Origin of the sequence: Pseudomonas sp. 9.1(2019) (assembly GCF_009910445.1) — a bacterium.
Lineage (GTDB): Bacteria > Pseudomonadota > Gammaproteobacteria > Pseudomonadales > Pseudomonadaceae > Aquipseudomonas > Aquipseudomonas paraversuta.
On the sequence record NZ_VBWF01000005.1, the window covers coordinates 369,644 to 396,261 of the forward strand.

The window sequence follows — 26,618 nt, forward strand, 5'->3', positions numbered from 1 at the left end:
GCTTTTCGATGGAGCCAGTTCTGGCACCATCGAAAGCGCCGGCTGGCTCTAAGCCTGTGGGGGCGTGCTGACTACAGTGGCGCCATCGAGCACCCCGGAGCGGCGCATGAACCCTGAAACGAGTTGGGCCTTGAGCGCTCTCTGTGTGTTGGTGGCAGCGGTGGTACGCGGGCTGACCGGCTTCGGCTTTGCCGCCATCGCGGTGGTCGGGCTGGCGATGCTTGGATCGTTGCAGCAGGCGGTGCCACTGGTGTTGTTCCTGGAGGTCGCATCCAGCGTGATGCTGTTACGCAGTGCTTGGCGCGGGGCCAATTACCCCTTGCTCAGGCGTCTATTGCTGGCGGCGGCCTGCGGTGTGCCTTGCGGGATTTTGCTGTTGACCGGCAGCGACAGCCGCGGGCTGACGCTGGGGGTTTACGGGCTGGTGGGGTTGCTGGCGGTTCTGGGGCTGGCGCGGGTTCGCCTGCCAATGGGCGAGGGGCGGGCGGGGGCCTGGCTGGTGGGTGGCAGCAGCGGCGCGTTGATTGCCGCGTTCAGCATTGGCGGCCCACTGGTGGTGGCGTGGCTCAGCCATTGCGGGCTGCGGGCACAGGTGCTGCGGGCGACGCTGATCATGTTCTTTTTCGCTGTGGATATTGCTGCACTGGCGGGACTGGCGATGGCCTCGGCTATCCCTTCGGATACAGGCTGGCAAGCGCTGCAGATGTTGCCCGCATTACTGCTCGGGCTGTGGCTGGGCCAGCAATTGTTTTTGCGTATCGAGGCCGAACAGGCTGCCCGTTTTACTCAATGGCTATTGCTGTTACTGGCAGGCACAGGCCTGTTGGGGCGGGCGTGGTCCTGATTTTTTCCAGGGGGAAATTTATGCGATCGAGTGTTTTTATCACGGGTGCCACTTCCGGTTTTGGCGAAGCCTGCGCCAGGCGTTTTGCTGCCGCTGGCTGGGCGCTGGTGCTGACCGGGCGCCGCGCCGAGCGCTTACAGGCACTGGCAGATGAACTGGGGGCGCAGACCGAAGTCCTGGCACTGGTGCTCGATGTCCGCGATCGCGACGCCATGCAACAGGCCATAGAGCAACTGCCGCCGGCCTTCAGCACCTTGCGCGGTCTGATCAACAACGCCGGTCTGGCCTTGGGCACCACCCCGGCCCAGCAATGTTCGCTGGATGACTGGGACACCATGGTCGACACCAATATCAAGGGCCTGCTGTACAGCACGCGCTTGCTGTTGCCGCGTCTGATTGCCCACGGCGCCGGAGCGGGAATCGTCAATCTGGGTTCGATCGCGGGTAACTGGCCATACCCCGGCAGCCATGTGTATGGCGCGAGCAAAGCCTTTGTCCGGCAGTTTTCCCTGAGCCTGCGTTGTGACCTGCAAGGCACTGGTGTGCGGGTGACCAATCTGGAGCCGGGGTTGTGCGAGAGCGAGTTTTCCCAAGTGCGCTTTGCCGGCGACCAGGCCCGGTATGACGCGTTATACACCGGCGCCCAGGCCATTCAGCCAGCAGATATTGCCGAGACGATTTTCTGGCTGCTCAACCAGCCGGCGCACATCAACATCAATAGCCTTGAACTGATGCCCGTCAGCCAGTCGTGGAGCAACTTTGCAATTGAGCGCGCTCAGGGCACGTGACGCTGGCCCCGAGGGCCATACAGCACTATGCCCAAGAGCCGTTTTGCTACCTGTCCGGCATCAGGAGTTCAACTAGGAAATATCCTAAAGACAGCCAGGAGTCCTTGCCATAGTGTGCCCGCAGGCTGGTTTCATTCAAAAAGCGGCACAGGTGGCAAACCACTCTGGAAGAGTGTTTGCAAACTTACCAGCCCGTCCCGTCAAGGAGGTACTTGCTTCAGTCAGCAGGTGCCGCTGTTGGTTTTTTTATCAATAAACAGCAAAGACATTGACGGATTAATTGCCTGTGAAGTCCTGTCTTATTCCTGGTCGTGGAGATAAAAAAATGTACGGATCCCTGGCAGAACAAGTACGTGAAACAGCGCAAACAGAACAATCAAAAGAAGACATGTTATTTGCCATTCTTGCTGGAATGACCGGTGTACATCCGGGAATGTCGGCCATAAACCTTGCACGAAGCTATATGAAAGTCTGTGCCGTCAGCGGGTTGAAGCTCAACCCTTACTTTGTCAAAGACGGCAATTCCCGACCCTCCCCTAAAACCGCAAGAATGCTTGCCAATCGCAATTTCAAGGGGTTGGGCGTTACGTCTACCAGTCTTGGACTGGCTGCATTGGCTCCTGCCATCTCGCCCGTTCCGGCTCCCTTCGCGGCCATCCGTCACGCGTCTGCAACCGCCTCGACCACCCTGCATCTACACCGGCTTTCAAGATTGCTGGCGTCCTGCCAACCATTTGCCGTTGGCGACGAACAGGTCGCCCATGCAATCAAATGGCTGCAACTGGCCATAGAAGTAAAGTTGGTAAAACTGGCATTTCGGGGAACAGAAACCGCATTGTCCACCACCTCGACTCTGCTCTCGTTTACCGGCATCGGGCTGGCTGGAAAGATCCCGATGATCATGATCAGCGTGCAACTTGAACTGGCCAGACAAGGGGTCAGTAATAAATATGCCGCCCTGTGCAAGATCGCGGCAATGGAACTGCAATGGGCCGCATTTCTCGAACAAAACAACAGTAACGCCGGTCTGCCGGAATTCAATTTCAACGCATCATCCCCGGCGGCCATGATCGAAAAACTCGAGCAGAGAAAAATGCTGCTGGGTGCGGCAATAACCGGCCAGGTGCGCAGCAGTGCGCTGGACGCCCGTACCGGCAACACCGGGTTAGGACCGGCAACTCTGATCATTAAAGAAATCATGGCCAAATACACCCTGCAAGGGCAGTTCTGCTCGGGGCACGACTATATGGCCATGATCAATGAACCCGCAGGCTGGAATGCCATTGCGGCAAAGCTCATGAACATTTAAGACCGGCTATCCAGGGTGTGTATTCAACCCCCTTGAACGTGCTGGTCATGCCTTGGGCGTCAGGGGTGAAGCCCGGCATGGGCCTGCAGGCGCGCAACGCGCTCCTGCAGGCAGTGCGGTGGTGAATCAGAACAGCCATTGAGCGCCGAGGGAGTAGCCGGTCTGGCTGCCCTCATCATTGCCAAGGCGGCCATTGATTTCGGCGTAAAGCCCCAGTTGCGGGGTGATCGCCAACTGGCTGCCGACCTGGGCCCGACCAAAGCTCTTGTCGACGCTGCCCAGTTTTGCCTCTCGGGCTTTTCCGTCCGCGAGGCTGGTCAACAGGATGTCGTCCAGACCTCCGTCACCCATTTCCCTGACCCAGGCAATGTCGCCGTACGGCTGCAGGCTCATGCCGGCCGGCAGGTCGAAACTGCCCCGTACACGCCAGCCGAGGCTGGCCTGCAGGGAGTCGAAACTTTGCTCCTCATAGGTAAGGGCAGTACGCAGCTGCTGTTTTTCGTGAAACTTGTCGATCCGGTAATGGCTGTAATCAAGCCCGGCGAAAGGACCGCTTTTGATTGGGCCGACGTCGAAGTCATAGCCGCCGATCACCCGCGCACCGAGGCTGAGGGCATCGGTTTCACCGGTCTGCTTCTGACTCAGCAGCACCGGGCCGCCGTTGGCCTGGATCAGCAGATTGCGCTTGCTGTCGAAGCTGCTGTGCCCGGCGCTCAGGTCGCCTGCCAGCCATGCCGGGCCGCCGTCGTTGAGCAAGGCATAGAGCGCCGCCTGCCAGCTGTCATTGTCGAGCTTGCCGCCATGTTCCAGCTTGTCGCGGCCATTGAGGTAACTGAGGCTGGCGCCCAGGGTCAGGCTCGGGGTCAATTGATAATCTCCCAGAGCATGCAGGCCCAGTCGACGGCCTTCGTGGAAGGGGCCACTGTCTGCGGTGTACTCGCCATCAATGCCTATTTCGCCATCAAAGGTGCCCGACTCACGACTGGCCGACTGCAAGGTCAGCCAGCGCCGGTCCAGCAGGTTTACCTGAGCCTGGTGCTGACGTTGCAGGCTGTCCTGCATCGCGCGGGCGACGGCCCCGCCAGACGCCGTTGACGCCATGAGGTCGGCATTGGTCAGCTCCAGCACCAGACGGCTGAGCAAGCGCGAATAGTCGCGCAGGCGCTGCTCGATACGTTCCTGGCCAAAGGCATCGGTGAGCACGGTTTCATTGTCTTTTTTGGGATCATGCCAGGTCGCTCCGCCCGGGATTGCCGGGTTGTCGGTCTGGGTGTAGCCGTCCATGTCCCCCAGTTCCCAGTTGGTGGCTTCGACGTAGAGCACCGGAATATTCAGTTTTTCAAAGGATTCGCCATCACTGCAGCAACCGGTGCCGGCAGGATAGGCCGCGTCCAGACCGGGGTTGGTGTGCAGGTCGATATTGAGCTCTTTGGCCAGCTTGAACGCATGTTCGCGCAGTGCCGCCAGCCCCGGGTTGGTCGCACTGTTCTTGCCGGAATGGGCATACATCATGTCGCCGGTGATCAGGCTGTCGAGGTTGATCATGGCCAGCATGTTGTTCTTCTGGCTGGTACTCAGGCTGTTCACAAAGGCCTTGGATCCTTGCAGGCCTTCTTCTTCGGCGCCAAAGCCGATCACCTGCAGCCCGTACTCCAGCGGCAGGCCGTTGAGATTGCGGGCGATTTCGGTGAGCACGCTGGCGCCCGAACCGTTGTCGTCGACCCCTTGCAGGGCAGGGCGACCGAAGTAGGTATCAAAGTGGGCGCCGACCACCACGTATTGCGGCAGTGTGCCCGGGGCATAAGCCACGACGTTTTGCGAGCTGCGACTGTTGTCGGCGCCCCAGGAAAAATCCTGGCGGGAGATGCTGTAGGCGTCGCCCATCCGGCTTTGCATCCAGTCGGCCGCCCCGGCGAAATTGGCCGTGCCCCGATAGCGGCCCGGGTAGTCATGAATCAGCGTGTCGAGGGTGTCACCAGCGTATTCGCCGTAGTCATGGGCCTGGCCTGATGTTGACAGCAGGGCGCCGGCAACGCTGACAGCGAGTGCGAGAGGTTTGATCACAACGTCTTCCTTGAGTTTTTTTTTTGGATTGAGGCAATACGTCTAGACCATTTGCATGATGTGCGCCCCTTTATCGACTTCTTGAACAATTGACGCCCAGCGTTAAGGGTTCGTCGCCAATATGTAAAAGAGAACCGGTTTTGAATTGAAACCCAGCGCTGCGGCGGGCCGAGAATGCCCCGCAAGCGGGCAGGCCCTGGTGCAAGTGCTGCGAAAAGTAGCATGTAGATATCGATGCTTATCTGAAGGAGCTGCCTTGAAGACAGCAGCGCCGCCATCGCGGGCAAGCCCGCTCCCACAGGAGGAGGGGGCGGATTGCGATGCTGCTTTTCTGTAGGAGCTGGCTTGCCAGCGAGCTCTGGCTTGAAGTCAGCGGCGCTGCCATCGCGGGCAAGCCCGCTCCCACAGGGGGAGGGGCGGGTTGCGATGCTTTTCTGTAGGAACTGGCTTGCCAGTAATTCAGGCTGCGAGGCCTGGTATCTGCACTCAGAAATCTGCCTTGAGCGACATCACGAAGTTGCGCGGCTCGCCGTAGAAGTTGCCGAAGCCTTCGGTGCCGACGGTGGCGTAGTAGCGCTTGTCGAACAGGTTGTTGCCGTTGAGTGCCACGGACCAGGTGTCATCGATGCGGTAGCCGATGCGGCTGTTCCAGATCGCATAACCGGCCTGGCTGATGTCGATGCCGCTGATGGGCGAGACCCGGTAGTTGCTGCTCTGGGCATTGACTCCGGCGCCGACAGTGATGCGGTCCAGTGAACCGTCCAGGGCATAGTCGGCCCACACGCGCAGCAGGTGGCGCGGCACATAGGTGTTGTAGGCCAGACCATCCTGGTCGTCATTGGCATCTTCCAGAACCTTGGTCTGGGTGTAGGTGTAGCCGGCCAGCACTTGCAGGCGCTCAATGACTTCGCCACTGACTTCAGCTTCGAAACCTTGAGCCTGCACCTTGCCGGAGTTCTGTGAGCAAGTACTGTCCGGGCACAGCGGATTGTCCTGGGCCGCGTCTTTCTGAATGGTGCGGAACAGGTTGAAGGAACTGTTCAGGCGCCCGTCGAACCATTCGCCCTTGATCCCCACTTCATAGCTGGTGCCGATCAATGGCTTGAGGGTTTCGCCGTTGAGGGTTTTGTAGCCGCCCTGCGGGGTGAAGATGTCCGTGTAGCTGGCATAGGTGGTCAGGTTGTCGTTGAGGTCGAACAGTACGGCCGCGAACGGGGTGACCTGGCCGGTTTCGGTCGCTCTGGAACTGACTGGCGTGCTTTCGCCCTGGTACCAGGACTCGCTATCGCTGTCGGACTTGTACCAGCTCACGCGGCTACCCAGCACGAAGGTCAGCGGCTCGGCCAGCTTCAGGCGGGCCGTGGAGTAAACACCGTATTGTTTGATCCTCATGTCCATCGGCCCGCCACGTGAGGCATTACTCAGGTAGTAGCTGTCATCAGGTTTGGGCAGGTGATGATCGGGGTTGAGTACATTCTGGCGCTGGGGCAGGACGGCCACGGCGTAAAAGTCATCCTTGTGCGAACGGCTGGCGTTGGCGCCGATGGTCAATTCCTGCTCCAGGCCAAGTGCGTCGAATTTGCCGTTCAGGTAAGCGTCGAAGCCATAGTCGGTCTGGTCATAGTCATAGATGCTGCCCAGCATCAGGGTTTTGGTACTGGTAGCGCCGACCGGTACCGAACCGCTGGGGAACGCGTATTCCATGTCCTGGGTGTTTTTTGAATAGACCCCCGCGACCTTCAGTGACCAGTCGTCATTGAGTTGCTGCTTGAGGTCGCCGAACCAGGTGGTGCGCTTGCTGCGCTGGTTGTTCCAGGCGGTGTTCAGGCAGGTTGAACGTTTGAGTTTCAGGTCGCTGCCATCGGCGTAGCGCGGCAGCCCGCCCCAGCAGGGGGTGGCGTCCACATCTTCATAAGCCAGGCCCACACCGAGGGTGGTATCGGGGCTCAGGTCAAAATCCAGGGCGCCATAGTAGATCTGGTCTTTGCGTGCGCCGATGTCATAGAAATACTGCCGGGTCTGTTGGGTGAGCACCGCCCGGCCTCGCAGGGTGCCGGAATCATTCAAGGGGCCGCCGGTATCAACCTGGCCCCGATAGTTGTCCCAGGTGCCTGCAGACAGTGACAGCTGGGTGTGAGGGGTGGATTCGCCGCGTTTGCGGATGAAGTTCACCGCCCCGGCCGTGCCGCCCGCGCCTTTCATCATGCCTGCGGCACCGCGCAGTACCTCGACCCGGTCGTAGATCGCCATGTCGCTGTTGAAGCTGTCGGCCTGGACGTAGCTGCTGCCGATGTCCAGCGGCACGCCGTCGTACTGGTACTGGCCGGTCATGCGAAAGCCCCGGGAGTAGAAGTACTTGCCACCCATGGGCGAGTCATAAACGGTAATGCCCGGAGTCTTTTCCATGACCTGTTCAATGGTGTTCAGGTTCTGGTCATCGAGCATTTTGCGGGTAACGACGGTAACCGATTGCGGGGTCTCTTTAAGGCTGTGTGAACCCTTGCCGATGGTCACCGCCTGTGCGGTGTAGGAGCCAGAGCCTTCGGTGGTGGCGTCGGTGCTGCGCTCGGTGATGCTGGTGACCCCCAGTTGCAATGCTTCGCCGGTTTGCGGTGCCGGTTCGACACTGAAGTTGCCTTGCCCGGTGATACGCAATTGCAAACCGCTGCCCCGCAGGGCGGCTTCCATGGCCTGTTCGGGCGACATGTGGCCGATCACTGCCGGCGCCTGTTTGCCCTGCACCAGCGCGGGTTCCAGCGACACGATCTGGCCGCTCTGACTGGCGATGGTGTTAAGGGTACTGGCCAGGTTGCCGGCCGGCAGATTGAAGCTCAGGTCTTGCGCCAGGGCAGGACTGGCCATGGTTGCCAGGGCAACGGCGAGGCAAAGGGTGTGGGGCCACGGGTTGAGCACGGCATTCTCCTGATCGTGTGAAAGTCTCAGGAGATAGGTGCGCCGAGAAAACAAAACCGGACACCGATGCGAACAATTATCAAAAAAAACTTTCCATGGCCGTTATACCGCCCCGATCAGAGTCAGCCATGTACTGTAACGATCCACACGAATTGGCAGGGTTTCAGCCAGTGCGGTGAAGGCCCGGTCGGGATCGTTGAGCGGGTACACACCCTGCACCCGCAGGCCGCGAACCTGGGGAGCAACCCGCACCAAACCACGGGTGTAAGGGCGCAGGGCCGCGACCACTTGCTCCAGAGGATCGTCCAGCACGTTCAGTTTGCCGTTAAGCCAGTCAGCGCGACGGCGCTGGTCACCCTCCACAGGGACGATTTGCCTGGCATACAGCAGGGCCGACTGACCTTCGTCCAGATTCAGGGACATGCCGTTGAACAGCTGTGCCTGCACGGCGTGTTGCAGCACCACCACCCGGCTTGCTGCAGGCTCCTGAGCCACCAGGAAGCGACTTGCCGAAGCGCGGATTTCACCTTCTGCGGTGCGTACGCAAAAGGGCCGGCTCGCATCCGCGGCCACCTCAATCACCAGCTCGCCGTGACGCAGAATCAGCAGCCGTTGCCGGTCATCGAACCTCAGGTCCACGGCACTGTTGGCGTTCAGGCGCAGGCGGCTGCCGTCAGCCAGGTTGAAGTCCTGGCGCTGACCACGGCCGGTGGACAGATCGGCCAGCAGCGAATTACCCATCGGGCTGCGCGCGCCTAGCCACAAACCGCCACCGAGCAGGCCCAGACCGGCAATAGCGCGCAGCGTGTCGCGCCGGGTTGCATGGGGTTGCAAGAGCAACTGACGGGCTTCACCGGCTTGTCCGGGCAGCCGATCATCCAGTGAACGCAGAGGGCTGAAGGAGCCGCTGAGGCGCTGCTGCAATTTGTCCCAGGCCTGAGCATGTGCGGGGTCTTTGGCCAGCCAGGCGTTGAAGCGCTCTTGCAGCATTGCGTCGGGAGTGCCGGCGCGCAGTTGCACCATCCAGTCGATGGTCTGTTCGCTCACCGGGTCCAGCCGCTGCTTGCTCACAGGCCGGCCTCGCTCAGGTAACACTGGCGCAATGCCTGTTTCATGTAGCGGCTGACCGTGCGTTCGGACAGCCCCAGTTTTTGCGCAATTGCCACGTAACTCAGGCCGTCCAGCTGGCTGTAAAGAAAGGTGGCTTTGACGATCATCGGCAAACCGTCGATCGCCCTGTCGATGGCAACCAGAGCTTCGATCAACTGCAACTGTTCTTCGGGGGACGGCGCCACGGCCTCGGGCAGCAAGGCCAGGCGATCGAGATAGGCGGTTTCCAGTTTGCGCCGACGGTGGCGGTCGAAAATCAGGCGCCGGGCAATGGTGGACAGGTAGGCCCGGGGCTGCTCAATGCTGTCCGGATCTACCCGCGCCGCCAGCATCTGGCAAAAGGTATCGGCGGCGGTGTCCTCTGCGTCGGCGTGATTACGCAGGCGGCGCTGAATATGTTGCAGCAGCCAGCGATGGTGGCTGCTGAAAAAGAAGCCCAGTTTTTGGGTCGCGAGAGGGTGCACCGGTCGGGTTTCCAGATGTGAGTGCGAATAGTTCTCAATATTAGCGGCCACATGATGGCCACTGCAATCGCAGACTTCTGTCAGGCAATCCAGAAGTGGGTTTGAGGGGGCGATTCAGGCTGCGATGCCTTTCTGTAGGAGCTGGCTTGCCAGCGAGCTCGGCCTTGAAGACAGCGGCGCTGCCATCGCGGGCAAGCCCGCTCCCACAGGGGGGAGGGGCAGATTGCGATGCCTTTCTGTAGGAGCTGGCTTGCCAGCGAGCTTTGCCTTGAAACCAGCGTCGCTGCCATCGCGGGCAAGCCCGCTCCCACAGGGGGAGGGGCGGGTTGCGATGCTTTTCTGTAGGAGCTGGCTTGCCAGCGAGCTCTGCCTGAAGCCCGCAGCGACGCCATCGCGGGCAAGCCCGCTCCCACAGGGGGAGGGGGCAGATTACGGTGCTTCTCTGTAGGAGCTGGCTTGCCAGCGAGCTCTGCCTTGAAGTCAGCAGCGCCGTCATCGCGGGCAAGCCCGCTCCCACAGGGGGAGGGGGCAGATTGCGATGCCTTTCTGTAGGAGCTGGCTTGCCAGCGAGCTCTGCCTTGAAGTCAGCAGCGCCGCCATCGCGGGCAAGCCCGCTCCCACAGTGGGAGCGGGCAGATTGCGATGCTTATCTGTAGGAACTGGCTTGCCAGCGAGCTCTGCCTTGAAACCAGCGGCGCCGCCATCGCGGGCAAGCCCGCTCCCACAGGGGGAGGGGCAGATTGCTGTGCTATCGAGCTTCGCGCTGAATTCAGGGGGGCGAGGTGCTCAATAGGCAAAAGCGTTGCGGTGCTTTTGCACGAAATCTTCCCAGGTCACGGGCTGGCGGCCGGTGATGGCGGGGAAGTTGTCGAAGGTCTCTTCAACCCCGGGAATCTGCCGGGCCGCCATGCGCGTGAAGTTGTCGTGCACGCAGGTCATGTAGGCCATTTCGGCTCCGGCCGCGCGCATGTTTTCCAGGAATACGTCAGGTGACTTCGCGTCGTAACGGAACGGCTGGCCCAGGACTCGGGTCATGATGGCGGCGATGTCGCCGTAGGACTGCACGTCGTAGCCCAGGCGGTAGGTCTTGCCGGCATGTTTGTGCGGGTGCAGCAAGGTTTGTGCGGCGACGCGGGCGACGTCTTCGCCATCCACCCAGCTGAAACGTGCATCGCCGGTGTATTGCTCGATAACCCCCGCTTTCACTGCCTGGGTGCCGTCGTAGCTGAGCAGGTTCTGCATGAAGCATTCAGGGCGCAGGTGGGTGAACGAAAAGCCTGACCACTCGATGTAGCGCTCCACGAACTGGTGCCAGGCCCAGTGTCCGAGGGTGGTGTCGTCCCGTCCGCAGGCACCCAGGTGGACGATATGTTGCACGCCGGCTTTTTTTGCCTGGTCTACGAAGGCTTTGCTCTGGCGCAGCATGTCCACGGTGTAGCCCGTCACCAGGAACGCGCGATCGATACCTTGCAGGGCAGGGGCCAGGGTGTGTTCCTTGTCGAAATCCATAATCACCGTGCGAATGCCTTGGGCCTCGAAGGGTTTGGCCTTGGCCGGTGAACGGACGGCGGCCACCAGGGTGATGCTGTCGTCGGCCAGCAGGTTGCGCAGGGTGTCGCCGCCGATCTGGCCGGTGGCACCGGTGATCAGCACCGTTGGTTTTTGCGGGGTCATGGGAGCGCCTGTAGGTTGAGGAATGGCATGGGCTCCAGTTTACTGGGGAAAAACGGTCGTATTTACGATACCTTTTACCTAATGACATGAATTCAGTTCACGAATACGAGGCGGGTATGTTTACTTCCGAGCGCCTGAAGGGCATCGATGTGTTTGTCTGCGTGACCGAAGCCGGCAGCTTCAAAGCTGCTGCCGAGCGCCTGAACCTGAGCCCTTCGGCCATCAGCAAAGGCATCGCCCGACTGGAGAGCCGGCTGGAGGTGCGCCTGTTCAATCGCACCACCCGGCGTTTGTCGTTGACCGATGCCGGGGCCGCGTTCTATCGGACCTGTACCGGGGTGCTGGCCGAACTGGAAGAGGCCGAGTTGTCCATGCAGGCGGAAAATACCGAGCCGCGGGGCCGACTGCGAATTGACCTGCCGGCAGCGTTCGGGCGTCTGCAGGCGTTGCCGGTGGTGCTGAAATTTGTGCAGCAACATGCGCTGTTGCTGCCGCACATTTCGTTTTCGGACCGCTTTATCGACCCGGTTGAAGAGGGGGTTGATATCGTCGTCCGGGTCGGCGGTTCGGATGTCTGGCCCGGTGCACTGGGGCATCGTTACCTGGGACGTGAGCGGCATGTGTTCTGCGCCGCCCCGGCTTACCTGAAGATTCACGGTACGCCGGTGACGGACCGCGACCTGGAGCATCATCAGTGTGTTGCCTATGGCCGGGCCGATGGCACGGTCAGCCCCTGGAGTTTTTCCGGCAATCGGCCCGGTGAGACCGAGCGCCGGGTGATGCCGGCCAAATACATCGTCGGTGATGGCGAAGGGCAGGTCATGACGGTGCTGGCGGGTTGCGGCATTGCGCAATTACCGACCTGGCTGATCAAGCAACAGCTGGCCGACGGGTCTTTGGTGCAGGTGCTGCCGCATCTGGCCAGCGACGGCCTGGCGATCAATCTGGTGTGGCCGAAAAGCCGCCAGGCTTTGCCCAAAGTCAGCGCTTTGCTGGATGCCCTGGCGGCCGGGCTGATGCCCCTCGACCGGTAATGGCGGCAGCGACTACCGGTTTTCGGTTACAGCGGCAGCACCCTGTCGTGGATCACGCTTTTCATCACCAGGGTCGAGACCAGCCGTTGTACGTTGGGCAGCGAGGTCAGGCGCTCGTCGTACAGTTGCTGAAAGGCCTGCAGGTCTTTGGCAATCACTTGCAGCAGGTAGTCCGGGTCGCCGAACAGTCTTTGCGCTTCGATAATCTGTGGAATCTGCGGCAAGGCCGCCTCGAAGTCGGCGACGGCCTGGCGGGTCACTTCGCGCAACGTCACAAACACAATCGCAGAAAAGCCCAGGCCCAGTTCTTTCGGCGCCAGCAGGGCCCGATAGCCCAAAATCACCCCCGACTCTTCCAGAGCCCGCACCCGCCGATGACAGGGCGAGAGGCTCAGCCCGACCCGGTCCGCCAGTTCTGTGAGAGAAAGACGGCCGTCCCCATGCAGCTCCGCGAGAATCTTTCGATCAATTCGATCCACCTGGAAGAACCTTCTAATCTGATCGCTAATGATTGGGATAAACGAAAGATAATCCTATCAGCAAATCTCTAATCTTCTACTGAGCGCATTCGCTTCATTCGGCGCATTGCACAATCCCCCCGGCTTCGTAGAAGGCAGACACTCCGTGACTCTCAGCATCCTGGCCGCCTTTTGGGCGGTGTCGTTCCTGTTCATCATCACCCCCGGCGCCGACTGGGCTTACGCGATTTCAGCCGGTATTCGCGGTCGTCGGGTTGCGCCTGCGGTCGCGGGCCTGCTCTCGGGCCACTTGCTGGCGACCCTGGTTGTGGCTGCAGGTGTCGGCGCGTTACTGGCCAGGAGTCCGTTGATCATGTCGCTGCTCACCCTCGGCGGGGCCCTGTATTTGCTGTGGCTGGGCATCAGCATGATTCGCCAGCCGTCCACCCCCGAGGCCGGGCAGATGCAGGTGGCGGATTCATGGTTTCGCTGGGCCTGGAAGGGCACGTGCGTCAGTGGCATGAACCCCAAGGTATTTCTGCTGTTTCTGGCCCTGTTGCCGCAATTCACCGACCCGTTATCGACGTGGCCGATCCCGGCGCAAATCATCGCCCTGGGTTCATTGCATGCGGTGAGTTGCGCAGTGGTTTATCTGCTGGTGGGGTTCAGCGCCCAGGCGGTATTGCAGACCCGGCCGGGGGCGGCGAAAAAGGTCAGCCGGGTGTCCGGGACGGTGATGATCCTTATCGCGCTGGGACTGCTGGCGGAGCAGGTTTTGCGTTGAGCCTGTAAGATTGCCGGCGAGCCCGACCCTGACCCCGGAGTGTGGAACCGCCCATGAAACAAACAGCATTACTGAGCCTGGCCCTGATCCTCGCAACCGGATTCACCGGCACCGCTGTGGCGGCCGGGGATGCCGAGGCGGGAGCCAGAATGTTCAGCAAAACCTGTGGCGGCTGTCACAGCATTGGCGAAAACGCCCGGGGCGGGTTCGGGCCGCAGCTCAACGGCATAATCGGCCGGCCAGCCGGGACCACGGCGGACTACCAGTACTCCGAGGCGATGAAAAACTCGGGTGTGGTGTGGACGCGGGACAAACTGGCCGCGTACATCGAAGCCCCGAAGAAAGTGGTGAGCGGTACGCGGATGATTTTCTGGGGCATCAGTGACCCCGAGAAGATCGACAATTTGCTGGCGTACCTTGAGACCTTTCAGGGGCAGTGATCACTGAATATCTTTGAGATAGTCCCTGAGGGTCAGCAGCGGGGTGTCGAGTTGTTCCAGCGTGCGGGCGTTTTTCACATCCAGGGACAGGCGCTCGAGCTCGCGGCCCATGGGCTTGTCGGTGCCGCCCAGGGCGTTCAGGGCCAGGCCCAGGCAGGCATCGAGCTTGGCTTGAATGGCGCCGATATCGCCCTTGCGCACCAGCAGGGCAAAGACCTCGCGCTCGTAGTCCGCCATGACCAGGTCGTCACGCAATATCGGGCTTGAGCCTTCGGTCTCGTAGGCCAGTTTCAGCGCGAAAAGGGCGACTGTTTCCAGTGGCAATTCCATGAAGCGGGTTCCTGTGCTGTGGAGCGGGGCGGCGATCATCGCTGTTCTGCCGGCGAAAAAAAAGCCTTGGCCCTGCGCACCCCTGAATCGGGCAGGCCCTCAGGGTGCGCCAGCCTCGGCCGGCTGCGAGCTTAGCCCCCACAACACATCCAGCACATGTTGCGTGGCCCGCTCCACATCGCCGTCACGGTGGGCAATCCCCAGTTGGCGCCACAACAGGGGCTGTAACGGGCGCATGGCGATCCGGCTGTCAGGCAGCGGGGTGCAGGCTTCATGGGGCAACAACGTGGCCCCATAACCGGCCGCCACCAGGCTTTTGATTGCATCGTTGTAGTTCAGTTGAATACGCGCTGCGGGCTGGTGCCCATCGCTGGCGAACCACTCCGCGGTGAGGCGTGAAAGCCGGGTGGTGTTGTCATTCAGGATCAAGGGCTGCGCTGCCAGCCAGGCGGGGGTCACTACCTGCGGGCATTCCCCGCGCGCCGGCAGGAAGGCCATGACCGGGTCGCGCCGCCAGGGCTTGATCCGCAATTGTTTGACCGGGGTCTGTGGCAGCGCCACCAGGCCGATTTCCAGAGAGCCTTCGGCCAGCCTGTGCAAGGTTTCCCGGGAGGTGAGCACGGCGACCTGCACATCGATAGCGGGATGATGTTGGCTCAAGGTCTCCAGCGCTTGCGGCAGCAACTGGGCGATGGCCCCGGTGGAGGCTCCCAGCCGCACGCGTCCGGCCAGCCCCTGCACCTGTCGCTGCACGTCCTCAAGGGCCTGCTGCGCATCTGCCAGCAGACGCCGCGCGCGTTCCACCAGGGTGGCGCCAATCGCCGATGGCTGGACCCGGCCCCGGCTGCGGGATAACAGCCTGGCGCCTACTCGCGATTCCAGGTCGGCGATATGCAAACTGACCGTGGGCGGGGCCAGGTTCAGCACCCGGGCCGCCTCGGCAAACGAGCCCAGGTCGGCAATAGCCACCAGCGTGCGCAACCGGTCCAGGCTGATTTCGCGCATGGATCATTCCTTGTTCAGAAAAACTGAAGTTAATCGTTTGGAAATTCAACTTTTCCTATCTTAGCCCCTCGCTGAAGATTGCCGCTCCTGATTTCCTGAGTTCGAGAGCATTCCATGGCAAGTCCTCTGATCTTCATCGACGGCGACCAAGGCACCACCGGGTTGCAAATTCATCAACGGCTACGGGATCGCCCCGACCTGCGTTTGATCAAGCTCGATCCCGAGCATCGCAAGGATGCCCGGCGTCGCGCCGAAATCATCAACGCCTGCGACATCGCGATTCTGTGCTTGCCCGATGACGCGGCACGGGACGCTGTAGCCAGCATCGAAAACCCTGGCGTACGGGTAATCGACGCAAGCTCGGCGCACCGTACCGATCCGCACTGGACCTATGGTTTCGCCGAGATGAACCCGCAACAGGCCCGGCGTATTGCCACGGCGCGGCGGGTCAGTAATCCCGGTTGTTATCCCACCGGGGCAATAGGGCTGCTGCGTCCGCTACTGGAGGCCGGTTTACTGCCTGGGGACTACCCGCTGACCATTAATGCCGTGTCGGGTTATTCCGGAAAGGGGCGGGCCGCAGTGGAGGAGTTTGAAGGGGAGGGTGCCATCGGAGGGGCAGCATTTCAGGTCTATGGCCTGGGGCTGGCGCACAAACATGTGGCGGAGATCCAGCAGCAAAGCGGCCTGCTGCAGCGGCCGGTATTTATCCCGGCCTATGGTGCTTTTCGCCAGGGCATAGTGCTGACCATACCTTTGCAACTGCGCTTGCTGGCGCCGGGGGTGGACGGGTTGCGGTTGCATGAATGCCTTGTGCAGCACTACGCCGCTGCGGCCCATGTTCAGGTGATGGCGCTGCAGGAGGCCAAAGCCTTGACCGGCCTTGATCCGCAGGCGCTGAACGGGACTGATGATTTGCAATTGGTGGTGTGTGAAAACCAGCAGACCGGCCAGGTACTGCTGGCTGCCGTATTCGACAACCTAGGCAAGGGGGCTGCCGGAGCGGCGGTGCAGAACCTGGATTTGATGATGGCGGGGGACTAACGGAGGTTACCTGCAACTATTTTACGAGAGCGGAATGATCAACCCGGTGTCTGGATCACAGATTATCCTTCCTGTATTTATGCCCGGGATTGATTACCAGGTCTTTCGTCTGTTCGTCCAGTTCGCTGCTGTGATAGAGGTCCAGACATTTCAGAAAGTCGAAACGTACATCCTTGATTTCCGGTTCGACTAACGGGTTGTGGTAATTGCGCGCCAAATAACTATCGACCAGGGACTTGATAGCATCTGGCGCCCTTTCCAAGTCGTATTCGGTCCAGTCGCGTAATGCACTCACACTACTGCCGGCATCAATAGCAGCACTCTTGTCATTTTGGTAGGCGTTCGCGACACAGGTGGCCAGGATCATGTCTTTATAGTTCTGGGCATGGGGACGTGCCCCAGCGCCAGGAAAGCTAAACTGGCTGTTCTGTGCATGGCAAACTGACAGATAGAGGGCCAGGGCCGAAACAGTCAGGCCACCTCTCCAGATTATGTTCATGGCAAATTCCAAAAGTTAGCGCGGTCGGTGCTGTATCTCGCTTCTGGTTCATTGAAGTAACACTGGTCGTAGCAGATATTGCCATCGAATAGTGTTGCGTGGCCTTGAGCATCTGACCAGCCTGTAACTTCAAACAGGATCAGCCCCTTTCTACCGGCAAGGGATCCTCCACCAGTGGGCGGGTATTTCAGGATATCAGGTTGCCCCCAACGCTCCTCGAGGAATGCAACAAGATTCCTTACCCGGAAAAATATTGGCGATTGTCCGCTCCTGATACTGTCTGTCCTGGAGTTTTTGGAATGTTCATGCCAGATTGATTCAAAATATAACTAATTCGAACGGCACAGGTATTACTCCAGCGCTGCTGGGGTATGGGGTTGTTGATATTCTTTTCAACATATCCACCAATTATTTGTGCAACTTTTGCGCCGGAGTTGACAGGGTCGTAAATTCGCTGTGAAGCAGCCCAGGCAACAGAGAAAAAAGGTCGAGTCATTTGTTATCCTTGGTTTTTATTTGGTCAAGCCATGCGCAATGGCAATAGCTTTGTTCATTGAGGAAGAACCCTGTGTCGGCCGCTATTTATTGTTATGTAACCAGTAGATTCGGAGTCTAAATCAGCGGGATTTAACTTTATGTCGGTCCTTGTTTTCAACGCTTATGGTGGCGATGTATTTAAAGTTAAAGTCCATAGCGCTACTTGGCTTTCTGTCGGGTAAAGACATCCGCTGCGAATAACTCACTCTCTGCGCAATATGTAGAACAGCATTTCCAGGTGTGAATAAGCCATACATCAGGCTGATCCTATCTTTGGCTCGCTGTCGCTTTGTGCAGGGCGAATTGTCAAGTGTGCGCAGAGTTTCAGGGGCGAGTGGGTGGGGATAAAGCGCGGGCAGCGATCCATTCATGTTGTTGCTCCAGGGGTGTCAGCAGCGCTGCACCTTGATGCCGTAACCGTCGAAAATAAATCAGAGCCCTCTGAAAAATAGTCGTCCATTAAAAATTGCCACTGCGCTCCTCCAAGCCCTGATCAAAGCCATGTTCCAAGAGCATCAAGCGCTCTCGGCGATCACTCGCACCTGATTGCAATCTGGTAAGGCCAATTCATATTTTTTATAAATTGGTCTTGCCAATGTATTTTGCCGCGTGTAGTTTTCGAGCCGTGATCATCCAGGCGGCACTCACGCTGCACACAATAAGAGGAGATCCCCATGCCCTGTCTCCATCTCCCGTTGCTGCCGTTCCCCGCCCCCTGTCTCGCCTTGCCCATACCCCGTAGCCCGCGTGCTATTGCCGGAGAATAAAAATGCTGACTGTGATTTGTAACGAGCCGCGCTCGCTCACTGCTGTCCAGAGCCCGATACCCGCCCGCCAGCCCGGCGAAACCCTGATCCGGGTCAAGCGGGTGGGGGTGTGTGGCACCGACCTGCATATCTTCACCGGCAATCAGCCCTTCCTTGAATACCCGCGGGTCATGGGCCATGAGTTTTCCGGCATCGTTGAAGCCAGCGATGAAGGCAGTGGCCTGGTGGCCGGCGACGTGGTCTACGTGATGCCGTATATCTCGTGCGGCACCTGCATCGCCTGCAGCAAAGGCAAGACCAACTGCTGCACCCGGATCCAGGTACTGGGCGTGCACTGCGACGGCGCCTTTACCGAATACCTGAGCGTTGCCCATCAGTTCATCCACAAGGCTGACGGGGTGTCGCTGGATCAGGCGGCAATGATCGAGTTCCTGTCCATCGGGGCCCATGCCGTGCGTCGCTCGAACCTGCAGGCCGGGCAGCGGGTGCTGGTGGTCGGCACCGGGCCCATTGGCATGGCGGCGGCGATTTTTGCCGGGTTGCGCGGGGCCAGAGTCACGGTGCTCGACACCCGCGACGACCGTCTGGATTTTTGCCGCCAGCACCTGGGCATTCACGCCGCGGTGAAAATCGGTGAGGGCGACAAGGACGCTCTGGCCGACCTCACCGAAGGCGATTTTTATGACGTGGTGTTCGACGCCACCGGTAACGCCCGGGCCATGGAGCGCGGCTTCGAATTTATCGCCCACGGCGGCACCTACGTGATGATCTCGGTGGTGCGTGACTCGATCACCTTTTCCGACCCCGAGTTCCACAAGCGCGAAGCCACCCTGATGGGCAGCCGCAACGCCACCGTCGAAGACTTCCGCTATGTCGAGCAATGCCTGCGCGACGGCTTGATTCCCGACCGGGCCCTGAACACCCATCGCATTGCACTCAGCGAGGTGGTCAATCTGTTCCCCACTTTGCTGGACCCGCAGCAAGGCGTGGTCAAAGCCATTATCGAGTGCTAGGCGATGAGCGATAACCAATTCCCGCCGATCCTGCAGTTTGGCACCAGCCGCTTTCTTCAGGCCCATGTCGATCTTTTCGTGTCCCAGGCGTTGGAGCGTGGCGCGGCCCTGGGCCGTATTGCCGTGGTGCAGACCACCGATAGCCCGGCCAGCACTGCCCGCACCGCGGCACTGGCCAGCGGCAAGCCGTACCGGGTGCTGATCCAGGGCATCGACCGGGGTCAGGTAGTCGAACAAAACCTCCAGGCTTCGGCGATAAGCCGCGCAGTGCATGCCGCCCAGCAGTGGCCGGCGCTGCGCCAGGGCTTTGTCGAACAGGTCCGGGTGGTGATTTCCAATACCGGTGACCGCGGTTATCTGCTGGACCCGCGGGACACTCCCGTGCTGCTCGGCGCCCAGGCCCCGGCGCCGATCAGCTTCCCGGCCAAACTTCTGGTCTTGCTCCACGATCGCTGGCAGCACAACCCGCACTCCACGCTGTCGCTGTTCCCCTGTGAACTGGTGGCGCGCAATGGCGATGTGTTGCGTGATCTGCTGGTGGGCCTGGCCCGCAGCTGGGCACTGGGCGACGCATTCGAGAGCTACCTGACGCAGAACTGCCGCTGGGCCAACTCGCTGGTGGACCGCATCGTTTCCCAGGCCCTTGAGCCGGTGGGCGCGGTGGCTGAACCCTATGCGCTGTGGGCGATCGAGCGTCAGGAGGGGCTGACGCTGCCCTGCAGCCACGAAGCCATTGTGCTGACCGATGACCTCGATCATTACGAGCGGCTAAAACTGTTCACCCTGAATCTGGGCCACAGCTATCTGGCCGAGCGCTGGCTCAGTGACGGGCGCCCCGAGCACGAGACTGTGTACCAGGCCATGCATAGCCCGGCACTGCGCGCCGATCTGGAAGCACTGTGGGCCAGCGAAGTGCTCCCGGTATTCGCCGCCCTGGGTCAGCTGGATACCGCCCGGCGCTATGTCGACAGCGTGCGCGAGCGCTTCGCCAACCCGTTCTTGCAACATCGTCTGGCTGACATCGCCGCTAACCATAAAGACAAGAAACAGCGCCGCCTTCTGCCCCTGATCGAGCTCGCTGAGCAGGTTGCGCCAGGCCTTGAGCAACCGATATTACGGGCCGTCCTGCTCAGCCAGCACTGAGCGGCGCACCAGAACCGTTGAGGATCCACCATGTACCTTGCAAGCTCATCCTTACTTGTACTGACCCCGGGAGATGACGTCGCCGTTGCCCGCGGCGACATCGCCAAGGGCCAGGAACTGTTCGCCGACGGCCTGGGCGTGACGGCGCTGGCCGATATTGCCTCGGGGCATAAAATCGCCCTGCGCGGTGTCGCCCAGGGGCAGCCGGTGCGCAAGTACGGGCAAATCATCGGCCAGGCCAGCGCTGCCTTGCGACCTGGCGACTACGTCCATGTGCACAACCTGCAGATGCCTGCGGCCAGTTCCACCCAGGCGCTGGCCAATGTCTATCAACCCACGGTTTATCACGCCGACGAGGCCCGGTTTGCCGGCTATGTACGTGCAGATGGCCGGGTCGGCACGCGCAACTACATCGGGGTGATTTCCAGCGTCAATTGCTCGGCCACGGTGTGTAAACAGATCGCTGCGACATTCGACGCCGGGCGTCTGCGCGATTACCCCAATGTTGACGGCGTGGTCGCCATCACCCATGGCAGCGGTTGCGGCATGGGCGCCAAGGGCGAGGGCATCGAGATCCTCCAGCGCACCCTGCGCGGCTATGCCGACCACGTCAATTTCGCCGGGGTACTGGTGATCGGCCTGGGCTGTGAAGTCAATCAACTGGCCCCGCTCATGGAGCAACTGGCCGATCGCCCGGCGTTGCTCAAGGCCAGCCTGGTGATCCAGGACGCCGGTGGTACCCGGGAAACGGTGCAGCGCGGGATAGCGCTGGTAGAGGCGATGCTCGACGGAGTCAACAGCCAGCAGCGCAGCAGCGTGTCGGCCAGACACCTCACCGTGGGCCTGCAATGCGGTGGCTCAGACGGATATTCGGGGATCAGTGCCAACCCGGCGCTGGGTGCGGCGGTCGACCTGGTGGTGGGACATGGCGGCACCGCGATCCTCTCGGAAACCCCGGAAATTTATGGCGCCGAGCACCTGCTGACCGCCCGTGCTGCATCTGCGCAGGTTGCCGACAAGTTGATGAGCCGCATTCATTGGTGGGAAGACTATGTACGTCAGCATGACGGCGACATGAACAACAATCCGTCCCCGGGCAACAAGGCCGGGGGCATTACCACCATTCTCGAAAAGTCTCTGGGGGCGGTGGCCAAGGCCGGCGCGACGGGGCTGATGGCGGTGTATCAGTACGGCGAGGCGATTGAACAAAACGGCCTGGTGTTCATGGACACCCCGGGCTACGACCCGGTGTCGGCCACCGGTCAGGTGGCGGGCGGGGCGAACCTGATTTGCTTTACCACCGGACGCGGCTCGACCTATGGCTGCAAGCCGACACCGTCGCTGAAAATCGCCACCAATACCCGGCTGTTTCAACGCATGTCGCTGGACATGGATTTCAATGCCGGGGCGATTGTCGACGCTGAAGAGTCGGTGGCCGAGGCGGGGGCGCGTCTGTTCGAGCTGATGCTGGCAACGGCCTCTGGTCGCAAAACCTGCAGTGAAGAAAACGGGCTGGGCGACAACGAGTTTCTGCCCTGGCAAATCGGCGCGGTGATGTGACATGGGCCAACTCACCGAATCGATTGCAGTCGTTACCTGCGGCGAAGCCATGGGTCTGTTCAGCGCCCGGGATGACGGCAGCCTGCGCGAGGCCAAAGATTATGTGCGCGGCGCTGCCGGCGCCGAGTTGAATGTGGCCACCGGCCTGGCACGTCTGGGTTTTGGCGTCGGTTATATCAGCCGTCTTGGCAATGACACCCTTGGCCACTGGCTGGGCGATGTCATGGCCCGCGACGGCATTGATCACCGTTACACAGTGCTGGACCCCGCGCATCCCACCGGCCTGATGTTCAAGTCACGCCGTTCGGACGGCGGCGACCCCGACATCGAATATCACCGCAAAGGCTCGGCGGCCAGTCATCTGAGCCTGGCCGATTACCCCGGCGATTACTGCCGTGGCGCCAGGCATCTGCACATCACCGGCATCAGCCCGGCGCTGAGCGACAGCGTGCGCGAACTGATTTTTCATATGGCCGGCGATATGCGCGCGGCGGGCCGCAGTGTGTCGTTCGATCCGAATTTGCGCCAGCGGTTATGGCAATCCCAAGCCAGCATGGTGGCGTGCCTGAACGATCTGGCCGGTCTGGCTGACTGGGTCTTCCCCGGCCTGGCGGAGGGCCGGCTGCTGAGTGGCCTTGAACACCCGGCCGATATCGCCGGCTTCTACCTGGCCAAGGGCTGCTCGCTGGTGGTGCTCAAGCTGGGTGCCGAAGGTGCCTATTACGCAACCGCCAATGAGAGCGGCTACTGCCCCGGGTACCCGGTGACCCGGGTGGTGGACACCGTGGGCGCGGGTGACGGTTTCGCCGTGGGCGTGATCAGCGCCTTGCTCGAAGGTCTCGGCGTCGCCGGGGCTGTGGCCCGGGGCAATCTGATCGGCGCCCGGGTGCTGGGCTTTCCGGGTGACAGCGATGGTTTACCCACTCGCGCTGAACTCGAGAGGTTTGCAGAACAGTTCTGACACCCGCAGTAAAGATGCCTGCAGGCATCCTGGATAACACCTACTCCAACAATAAGAAGAGGTACGCTCCATGAGTTATCAAGACCTGTATGACTCGCCCGCGCTGGCGAGTGGTGTAAAGAAAGCCGCTATCCGGCTCTTGCCGTTTCTCGCACTGATGTACGCACTGGCATTTATCGACCGGGCCAACGTCGGCTTTGCCAAGATTGCCTATCAGGCCGACACCGGTATCGGCGACGCGGCCTTTGCCCTGGGGGCGGGGATCTTTTTTATCGGCTATGCGCTGTTTGAAGTGCCCAGCAACCTGATCCTGCAGCGCGTTGGCGCGCGAGTGTGGATGGCGCGAATCATGGTCACCTGGGGGCTGGTCTCGGCGTCGATGATGTTCGCCAACAGCGAAACTTCGTTCTACGTGATCCGCTTTTTGCTGGGGGTTTCTGAAGCCGGGTTCATGCCCGGGATCATCCTGTACCTGACCTACTGGTTCCCGGCCAAACAACGCTCGCGGGCCATTGGCCTGTTCTACTTCGGGGTGCCGGTAGCGATGTTGATCGGCAGTCCGCTATCGGGCTTTATCCTCGATACCCACAACCCGTTCGGTCTGGCCAACTGGCAGTGGATGTTCGTGGTTGAAGGCCTGGCCGCCTCGGTGGTCGGGGTGATTGCGTTCTTCTATCTGGCGAGCCGTCCCGGCGATGCCAAATGGCTCAGCGCCGAAGAGAAGCACGCCATGAACACCGTCATCGAAGCCGAGGAAAAGGAGAAAGGCTGCAGCAGCCACAGCTCGATTTTTGGTGTACTCAAAGACAAGCGCGTGCTGATGTTTATCGCCATCTACTTCTGCGTGCAGATCGGCAACGCCCCCCTGGCGTTCTACCTGCCGGCCAAACTGGCTTCGACCCTGGACGGTCACGTCAACACCTCGGTCGGGCTGCTACTGATGATTCCCTGGCTGTGCACCATTGTCGCCATGCGCATTGCCACGGTGTACGCCGACAAGCACAACAACCACCGGCTGGTTGCCACCTGCATGCTTGCCGTAGGCACGCTGGCCTTCGCGTCGATTTCGGTGATCAATACGCCGGTGCTGACCCTGCTGGCGTTCTGTATCGCCATTCCCGGGCTGGTGGCCAGCCAGCCGGTGTTCTGGAGTCTGCCGACCCGCCATCTGGGCGGCACCAGTGCGGCCACCGGGATCGCCTTTATCATTTCCATTGGCAATCTGGGCGGCTTTGTTTCGCCGCAGATCAAGGCCTATGCCGATAGCGTGACGGGGACCAGCAGCACCGGCTTCCAGGTGGTGGCGGCGCTGTGTTTTGTCAGCGTGTTGTTGCTGATGTTGTTGAAGCGCACTCCGTCCCGGGTAGCGACTTACCCGGCGCCGGCGGATCTGACATCTAGTCGCTCGTAATCACGCCTTGACCTTCAAGGCCGGCCTGCACCCGCAGCTCGGCCTTGACCACCTCCATGGCCGCAGTGGGTACCCGGCCCTTGCGGCTGATCAGGCCGAATGGCATCAGGCGCGCCGAAACCGCGACCGGCAGCGCTGCCAGCACCCCCAGCTTGCTGTAGTACTCGACCAGCGACAGCGGCATCAAGGTAATCATGTCGGTCTGCTGGAGCAGCGCCACGGTCAGCATCGTCGAGGCTGTTTCGAGCTGGCTGGCGGGTGCCTGCAACTGGGCCTGGCGGAAAATCTGCTGGTAGATTTCCCGCAGCGGTGCCGGCTGCGATTGCACGATCCAGGGATAGCGGGCGAGTGTCTCCAGGTTCAGCCCGGTGCTGTGCTGCAACGGATGGCCGGTGCGCGCGACGATCTGAATCAGCTCCTCATCGAACTCCTCGAAATTCAGTTCGTCGGTGGGCCTGCCCTGGGCGACACGGGCCACGACCAGGTCCAGCTGGTCGAGACTCAGGGCCTGCAGCAGTACGTCGCTGGTATCGATCACCACTGTGATGTTCAGCTTGGGGTGACGCCGGGTCAATTGCGCCAGGGCCCTTGGCAGCAGGTCGCCCGCCAGCGAGCCCATGGCGCCCAGGCGCAGGGTTCCGAGGTTGCCCGATTGCAGTGCGCTCATTTCTTCGTGCAGGCCGCTGAGATCGGCGAACACCAGTTGTGCATAACGAATCGCCGCCTCCCCCAGCTTGTTTGGCAGCAAGCCCTGATGGGTGCGGGTAAACAATGCCTCGCCCACCAGGTTCTCGAGTTCGTGCAGTGCCTTGGTCACCGCTGGCTGGGTCAGCGCCATGATTTGCGCGGTCTTGCGCAATGAGCCTTGTTCAGACACCACAAACAGCAACTGCAAATGGCGCATTCGCAGGCGGCTGCGCAACTGCTCGAGGGAGTTGATCATGGGGCTATTACCTGAGGTGATCGGTGTAGTCGAAACATTCAATTTCGCGTACTGGCAGCGCAGGACAGACTGCGCCAGCGGCACGAAAATAACATGAATAAGCCTGCTGCCAGCGGCAACGGCGCAGCCGGCTTCAATTTCAGGATAACCCCATGTCTACCCTCATTACCCAGGTCGCTGTACGTGACATTCGCTTCCCCACCTCCAAGAGCATGGACGGCTCGGATGCGATGAACTCGACGTCCGACTACTCCGCGACCTATGTCACCTTGCACACGGATTCGGACGATGGCCTGCAAGGCCACGGGCTGACCTTCACCATCGGTCGCGGCAACGATTTATGCGTCGAAGCGGTCAAGGCCCTGGCCAAATTGTTTGTCACCGGCCGCACCCTGGAAAGCATCACCGACAACTTTGGCGCCTACTGGCATGAAATCGTTGCCGGTGACTGCCAGCTGCGCTGGGTCGGCCCGGAAAAGGGCGTGGTGCATCTGGCGACCGCGGCCATCATCAACGCGCTGTGGGACCTGTGGGCGAAGAAGGAGGGCAAGCCGGTCTGGAAACTGCTGGTGGACATGAGTCCCGAAGAGCTGGTGCGCTGTGTCGACTTCACCTTTATTACCGACGCGCTGACGCCCCAGGAAGCCATCGCAATGTTGCGTCGGGCGGCGCCGGGCAAGGCCGCGCGCGAACAGCAAATGCTGGATGAGGGCTACCCCGGTTACACCACCGCCGCCGGCTGGCTCGGTTACTCCGAAGAGAAAATGCGCCGCCTGGCCCGTGAAGCGGTCGAGGCCGGCTGGACGCATCTCAAGCAAAAGGTCGGGGCCGATATCGAGCAGGACATGCGCCGCGCGCAAATCCTGCGTGAAGAGCTGGGCTGGGATCGCAAGTTGATGATGGACGCCAACCAGACGTGGGACGTGGATCAGGCGGTGACCAACATGCGGCGGCTGGCCGAATTCGATCCCTGGTGGATTGAAGAACCCACCAGCCCCGACGATGTGCTTGGCCACGCAGCGATTCGCCAGCGTATCCATCCGATCGGTATCGCCACCGGCGAGCACGCGCACAACCGGGTGATGTTCAAGCAGTTCTTCCAGGCCGCTGCCATGGATTTTTGCCAGCTCGATCCGGCGCGTCTGGGGGGCCTGAACGAAGTGCTGGCGGTGGTGCTGATGGCGGCCAAATTCGGCGTTCCGGTATGCCCCCATGGCGGCGGCGTCGGCCTGTGCCAGTACTCGCAGAACATTGTGCTGTTCGATTACATAGCGGTGTCGGCGTCCCTGGAAAAGCGGGTACTGGAGTATGTCGACCACCTGCACGAAAACTTTCTCGAGCCGATCGTGATCCGCCGCGGGCGCTACATGCCGCCACAACAGCCGGGGTACAGCGTGACCATGAAGGAGTCCTCGCTGGAGCACTTTGAATACCCCAATGGTCCGCAGTGGCAAGACCAGCAATAGGCTCTGTACCCAATGCCGGGAAATGACTGTCAGGCTGGCGGCGAGGTTTCTGCTGCC

The 26,618-nt window shown here is 60.8% G+C and carries 23 protein-coding genes and 1 pseudogene; 13 read left to right on the top strand and 11 right to left on the bottom strand.

What is annotated here, in order from left to right; genetic code table 11:
- The first annotated feature begins 106 nt into the window (after window positions 1–106).
- The 3 genes from FEZ21_RS07740 (at window position 107) to FEZ21_RS22525 (ending at window position 2,941) form a co-directional block, all read left to right on the top strand.
- Window positions 107–844, top strand: a complete 738-nt coding sequence (locus FEZ21_RS07740) for a sulfite exporter TauE/SafE family protein (protein WP_127196091.1) — start codon at window positions 107–109, stop codon at window positions 842–844.
- A 20-nt stretch (window positions 845–864) separates the two neighbouring features.
- On the top strand, window positions 865–1,632 hold the full coding sequence (locus FEZ21_RS07745) for an SDR family oxidoreductase (RefSeq protein ID WP_010655594.1): 768 nt from the start codon (window positions 865–867) through the stop codon (window positions 1,630–1,632).
- Between the two features lie 325 nt (window positions 1,633–1,957).
- The gene (locus tag FEZ21_RS22525; RefSeq protein WP_177412964.1) at window positions 1,958–2,941 is read left to right on the top strand and encodes a hypothetical protein; all 984 of its coding nucleotides are present in this window, start codon (window positions 1,958–1,960) and stop codon (window positions 2,939–2,941) included.
- 126 nt (window positions 2,942–3,067) lie between these two features.
- On the opposite strand, the gene FEZ21_RS07755 is transcribed toward FEZ21_RS22525, so the two are convergent.
- The 5 genes from FEZ21_RS07755 to FEZ21_RS07775 all read right to left on the bottom strand — a co-directional run bounded on the left by FEZ21_RS07755 (window position 3,068) and on the right by FEZ21_RS07775 (window position 11,166).
- On the bottom strand, window positions 3,068–5,005 hold the full coding sequence (locus tag FEZ21_RS07755; RefSeq protein WP_160626801.1) for an autotransporter domain-containing protein: 1,938 nt from the start codon (window positions 5,003–5,005) through the stop codon (window positions 3,068–3,070).
- 486 nt (window positions 5,006–5,491) lie between these two features.
- The gene (locus FEZ21_RS07760; protein WP_160626803.1) at window positions 5,492–7,918 is read right to left on the bottom strand and encodes a TonB-dependent receptor; all 2,427 of its coding nucleotides are present in this window, start codon (window positions 7,916–7,918) and stop codon (window positions 5,492–5,494) included.
- 102 nt (window positions 7,919–8,020) lie between these two features.
- A complete protein-coding gene (locus FEZ21_RS07765; protein ID WP_160626805.1) occupies window positions 8,021–8,989 on the bottom strand; it encodes a FecR domain-containing protein in 969 nt (322 codons plus the stop codon).
- Entirely contained in the window at window positions 8,986–9,492 is a 507-nt protein-coding gene (locus FEZ21_RS07770) for a sigma-70 family RNA polymerase sigma factor (protein WP_003443479.1), read from the bottom strand. Before FEZ21_RS07770 ends, FEZ21_RS07765 begins: the two co-directional genes overlap by 4 nt.
- Before the next feature lie 786 nt (window positions 9,493–10,278).
- Entirely contained in the window at window positions 10,279–11,166 is an 888-nt protein-coding gene (locus tag FEZ21_RS07775) for an SDR family oxidoreductase (RefSeq protein ID WP_160626807.1), read from the bottom strand.
- A 116-nt stretch (window positions 11,167–11,282) separates the two neighbouring features.
- On the opposite strand from FEZ21_RS07775, the gene FEZ21_RS07780 reads away from it, so the two are divergent.
- The gene (locus FEZ21_RS07780) at window positions 11,283–12,200 is read left to right on the top strand and encodes a LysR family transcriptional regulator (RefSeq protein WP_003443475.1); all 918 of its coding nucleotides are present in this window, start codon (window positions 11,283–11,285) and stop codon (window positions 12,198–12,200) included.
- 26 nt (window positions 12,201–12,226) lie between these two features.
- Here the strand turns inward: FEZ21_RS07780 and FEZ21_RS07785 are convergent, their stop codons facing one another.
- Entirely contained in the window at window positions 12,227–12,679 is a 453-nt protein-coding gene (locus tag FEZ21_RS07785) for an Lrp/AsnC family transcriptional regulator (RefSeq protein ID WP_029612224.1), read from the bottom strand.
- Between the two features lie 145 nt (window positions 12,680–12,824).
- Here FEZ21_RS07785 and FEZ21_RS07790 point away from each other — a divergent pair, with 145 nt between their 5' ends.
- Window positions 12,825–13,442 carry a LysE family translocator gene (locus tag FEZ21_RS07790; protein WP_160626809.1) on the top strand — a complete coding sequence of 206 codons (618 nt, stop codon included), beginning with the start codon at window positions 12,825–12,827 and terminating at the stop codon, window positions 13,440–13,442.
- 53 nt (window positions 13,443–13,495) lie between these two features.
- Window positions 13,496–13,882 (top strand): cytochrome c family protein, encoded by a 387-nt coding sequence (locus tag FEZ21_RS07795; RefSeq protein ID WP_160626811.1) that lies wholly within the window; start codon window positions 13,496–13,498, stop codon window positions 13,880–13,882.
- On the opposite strand, the gene FEZ21_RS07800 is transcribed toward FEZ21_RS07795, so the two are convergent.
- Window positions 13,883–14,212 carry a hypothetical protein gene (locus tag FEZ21_RS07800; RefSeq protein WP_160626813.1) on the bottom strand — a complete coding sequence of 110 codons (330 nt, stop codon included), beginning with the start codon at window positions 14,210–14,212 and terminating at the stop codon, window positions 13,883–13,885.
- 99 nt (window positions 14,213–14,311) lie between these two features.
- The gene (locus FEZ21_RS07805) at window positions 14,312–15,217 is read right to left on the bottom strand and encodes a LysR family transcriptional regulator (RefSeq protein WP_010655601.1); all 906 of its coding nucleotides are present in this window, start codon (window positions 15,215–15,217) and stop codon (window positions 14,312–14,314) included.
- A 114-nt stretch (window positions 15,218–15,331) separates the two neighbouring features.
- Between FEZ21_RS07805 and argC the strand changes: the two genes are divergently transcribed.
- Window positions 15,332–16,261, top strand: a complete 930-nt coding sequence (gene argC, locus FEZ21_RS07810; protein WP_010655602.1) for an N-acetyl-gamma-glutamyl-phosphate reductase — start codon at window positions 15,332–15,334, stop codon at window positions 16,259–16,261.
- Between the two features lie 55 nt (window positions 16,262–16,316).
- Here argC and FEZ21_RS07815 read toward each other — a convergent pair whose 3' ends face one another.
- The gene (locus FEZ21_RS07815) at window positions 16,317–16,760 is read right to left on the bottom strand and encodes a type VI secretion system amidase immunity protein Tai4 (RefSeq protein WP_003443442.1); all 444 of its coding nucleotides are present in this window, start codon (window positions 16,758–16,760) and stop codon (window positions 16,317–16,319) included.
- Window positions 16,757–17,256: pseudogene (locus tag FEZ21_RS07820) on the bottom strand (type VI secretion system amidase effector protein Tae4). Before FEZ21_RS07820 ends, FEZ21_RS07815 begins: the two are co-directional and overlap by 4 nt.
- A gap of 810 nt (window positions 17,257–18,066) precedes the next feature.
- Between FEZ21_RS07820 and FEZ21_RS07825 the strand changes: the two are divergent.
- The 5 genes from FEZ21_RS07825 to FEZ21_RS07845 all read left to right on the top strand — a co-directional run bounded on the left by FEZ21_RS07825 (window position 18,067) and on the right by FEZ21_RS07845 (window position 24,152).
- Window positions 18,067–19,077, top strand: a complete 1,011-nt coding sequence (locus FEZ21_RS07825; protein ID WP_003443440.1) for a zinc-binding alcohol dehydrogenase family protein — start codon at window positions 18,067–18,069, stop codon at window positions 19,075–19,077.
- A 3-nt stretch (window positions 19,078–19,080) separates the two neighbouring features.
- Complete coding sequence (locus FEZ21_RS07830) at window positions 19,081–20,220, top strand: mannitol dehydrogenase family protein (protein WP_160626814.1); 1,140 nt, start codon at window positions 19,081–19,083, stop codon at window positions 20,218–20,220.
- Between the two features lie 30 nt (window positions 20,221–20,250).
- On the top strand, window positions 20,251–21,780 hold the full coding sequence (locus tag FEZ21_RS07835) for a UxaA family hydrolase (RefSeq protein ID WP_160626816.1): 1,530 nt from the start codon (window positions 20,251–20,253) through the stop codon (window positions 21,778–21,780).
- 1 nt (window position 21,781) lies between these two features.
- Entirely contained in the window at window positions 21,782–22,741 is a 960-nt protein-coding gene (locus FEZ21_RS07840; protein ID WP_160626818.1) for a sugar kinase, read from the top strand.
- A gap of 70 nt (window positions 22,742–22,811) precedes the next feature.
- The gene (locus FEZ21_RS07845) at window positions 22,812–24,152 is read left to right on the top strand and encodes an MFS transporter (RefSeq protein WP_003443425.1); all 1,341 of its coding nucleotides are present in this window, start codon (window positions 22,812–22,814) and stop codon (window positions 24,150–24,152) included.
- On the opposite strand, the gene FEZ21_RS07850 is transcribed toward FEZ21_RS07845, so the two are convergent.
- Entirely contained in the window at window positions 24,139–25,095 is a 957-nt protein-coding gene (locus FEZ21_RS07850; protein ID WP_160626820.1) for a LysR substrate-binding domain-containing protein, read from the bottom strand. The genes FEZ21_RS07845 and FEZ21_RS07850 overlap by 14 nt on opposite strands.
- A 152-nt stretch (window positions 25,096–25,247) precedes the next feature.
- Here FEZ21_RS07850 and FEZ21_RS07855 point away from each other — a divergent pair, with 152 nt between their 5' ends.
- Window positions 25,248–26,561, top strand: a complete 1,314-nt coding sequence (locus FEZ21_RS07855) for an L-fuconate dehydratase (RefSeq protein WP_160626822.1) — start codon at window positions 25,248–25,250, stop codon at window positions 26,559–26,561.
- Window positions 26,562–26,618 lie beyond the last annotated feature (57 nt).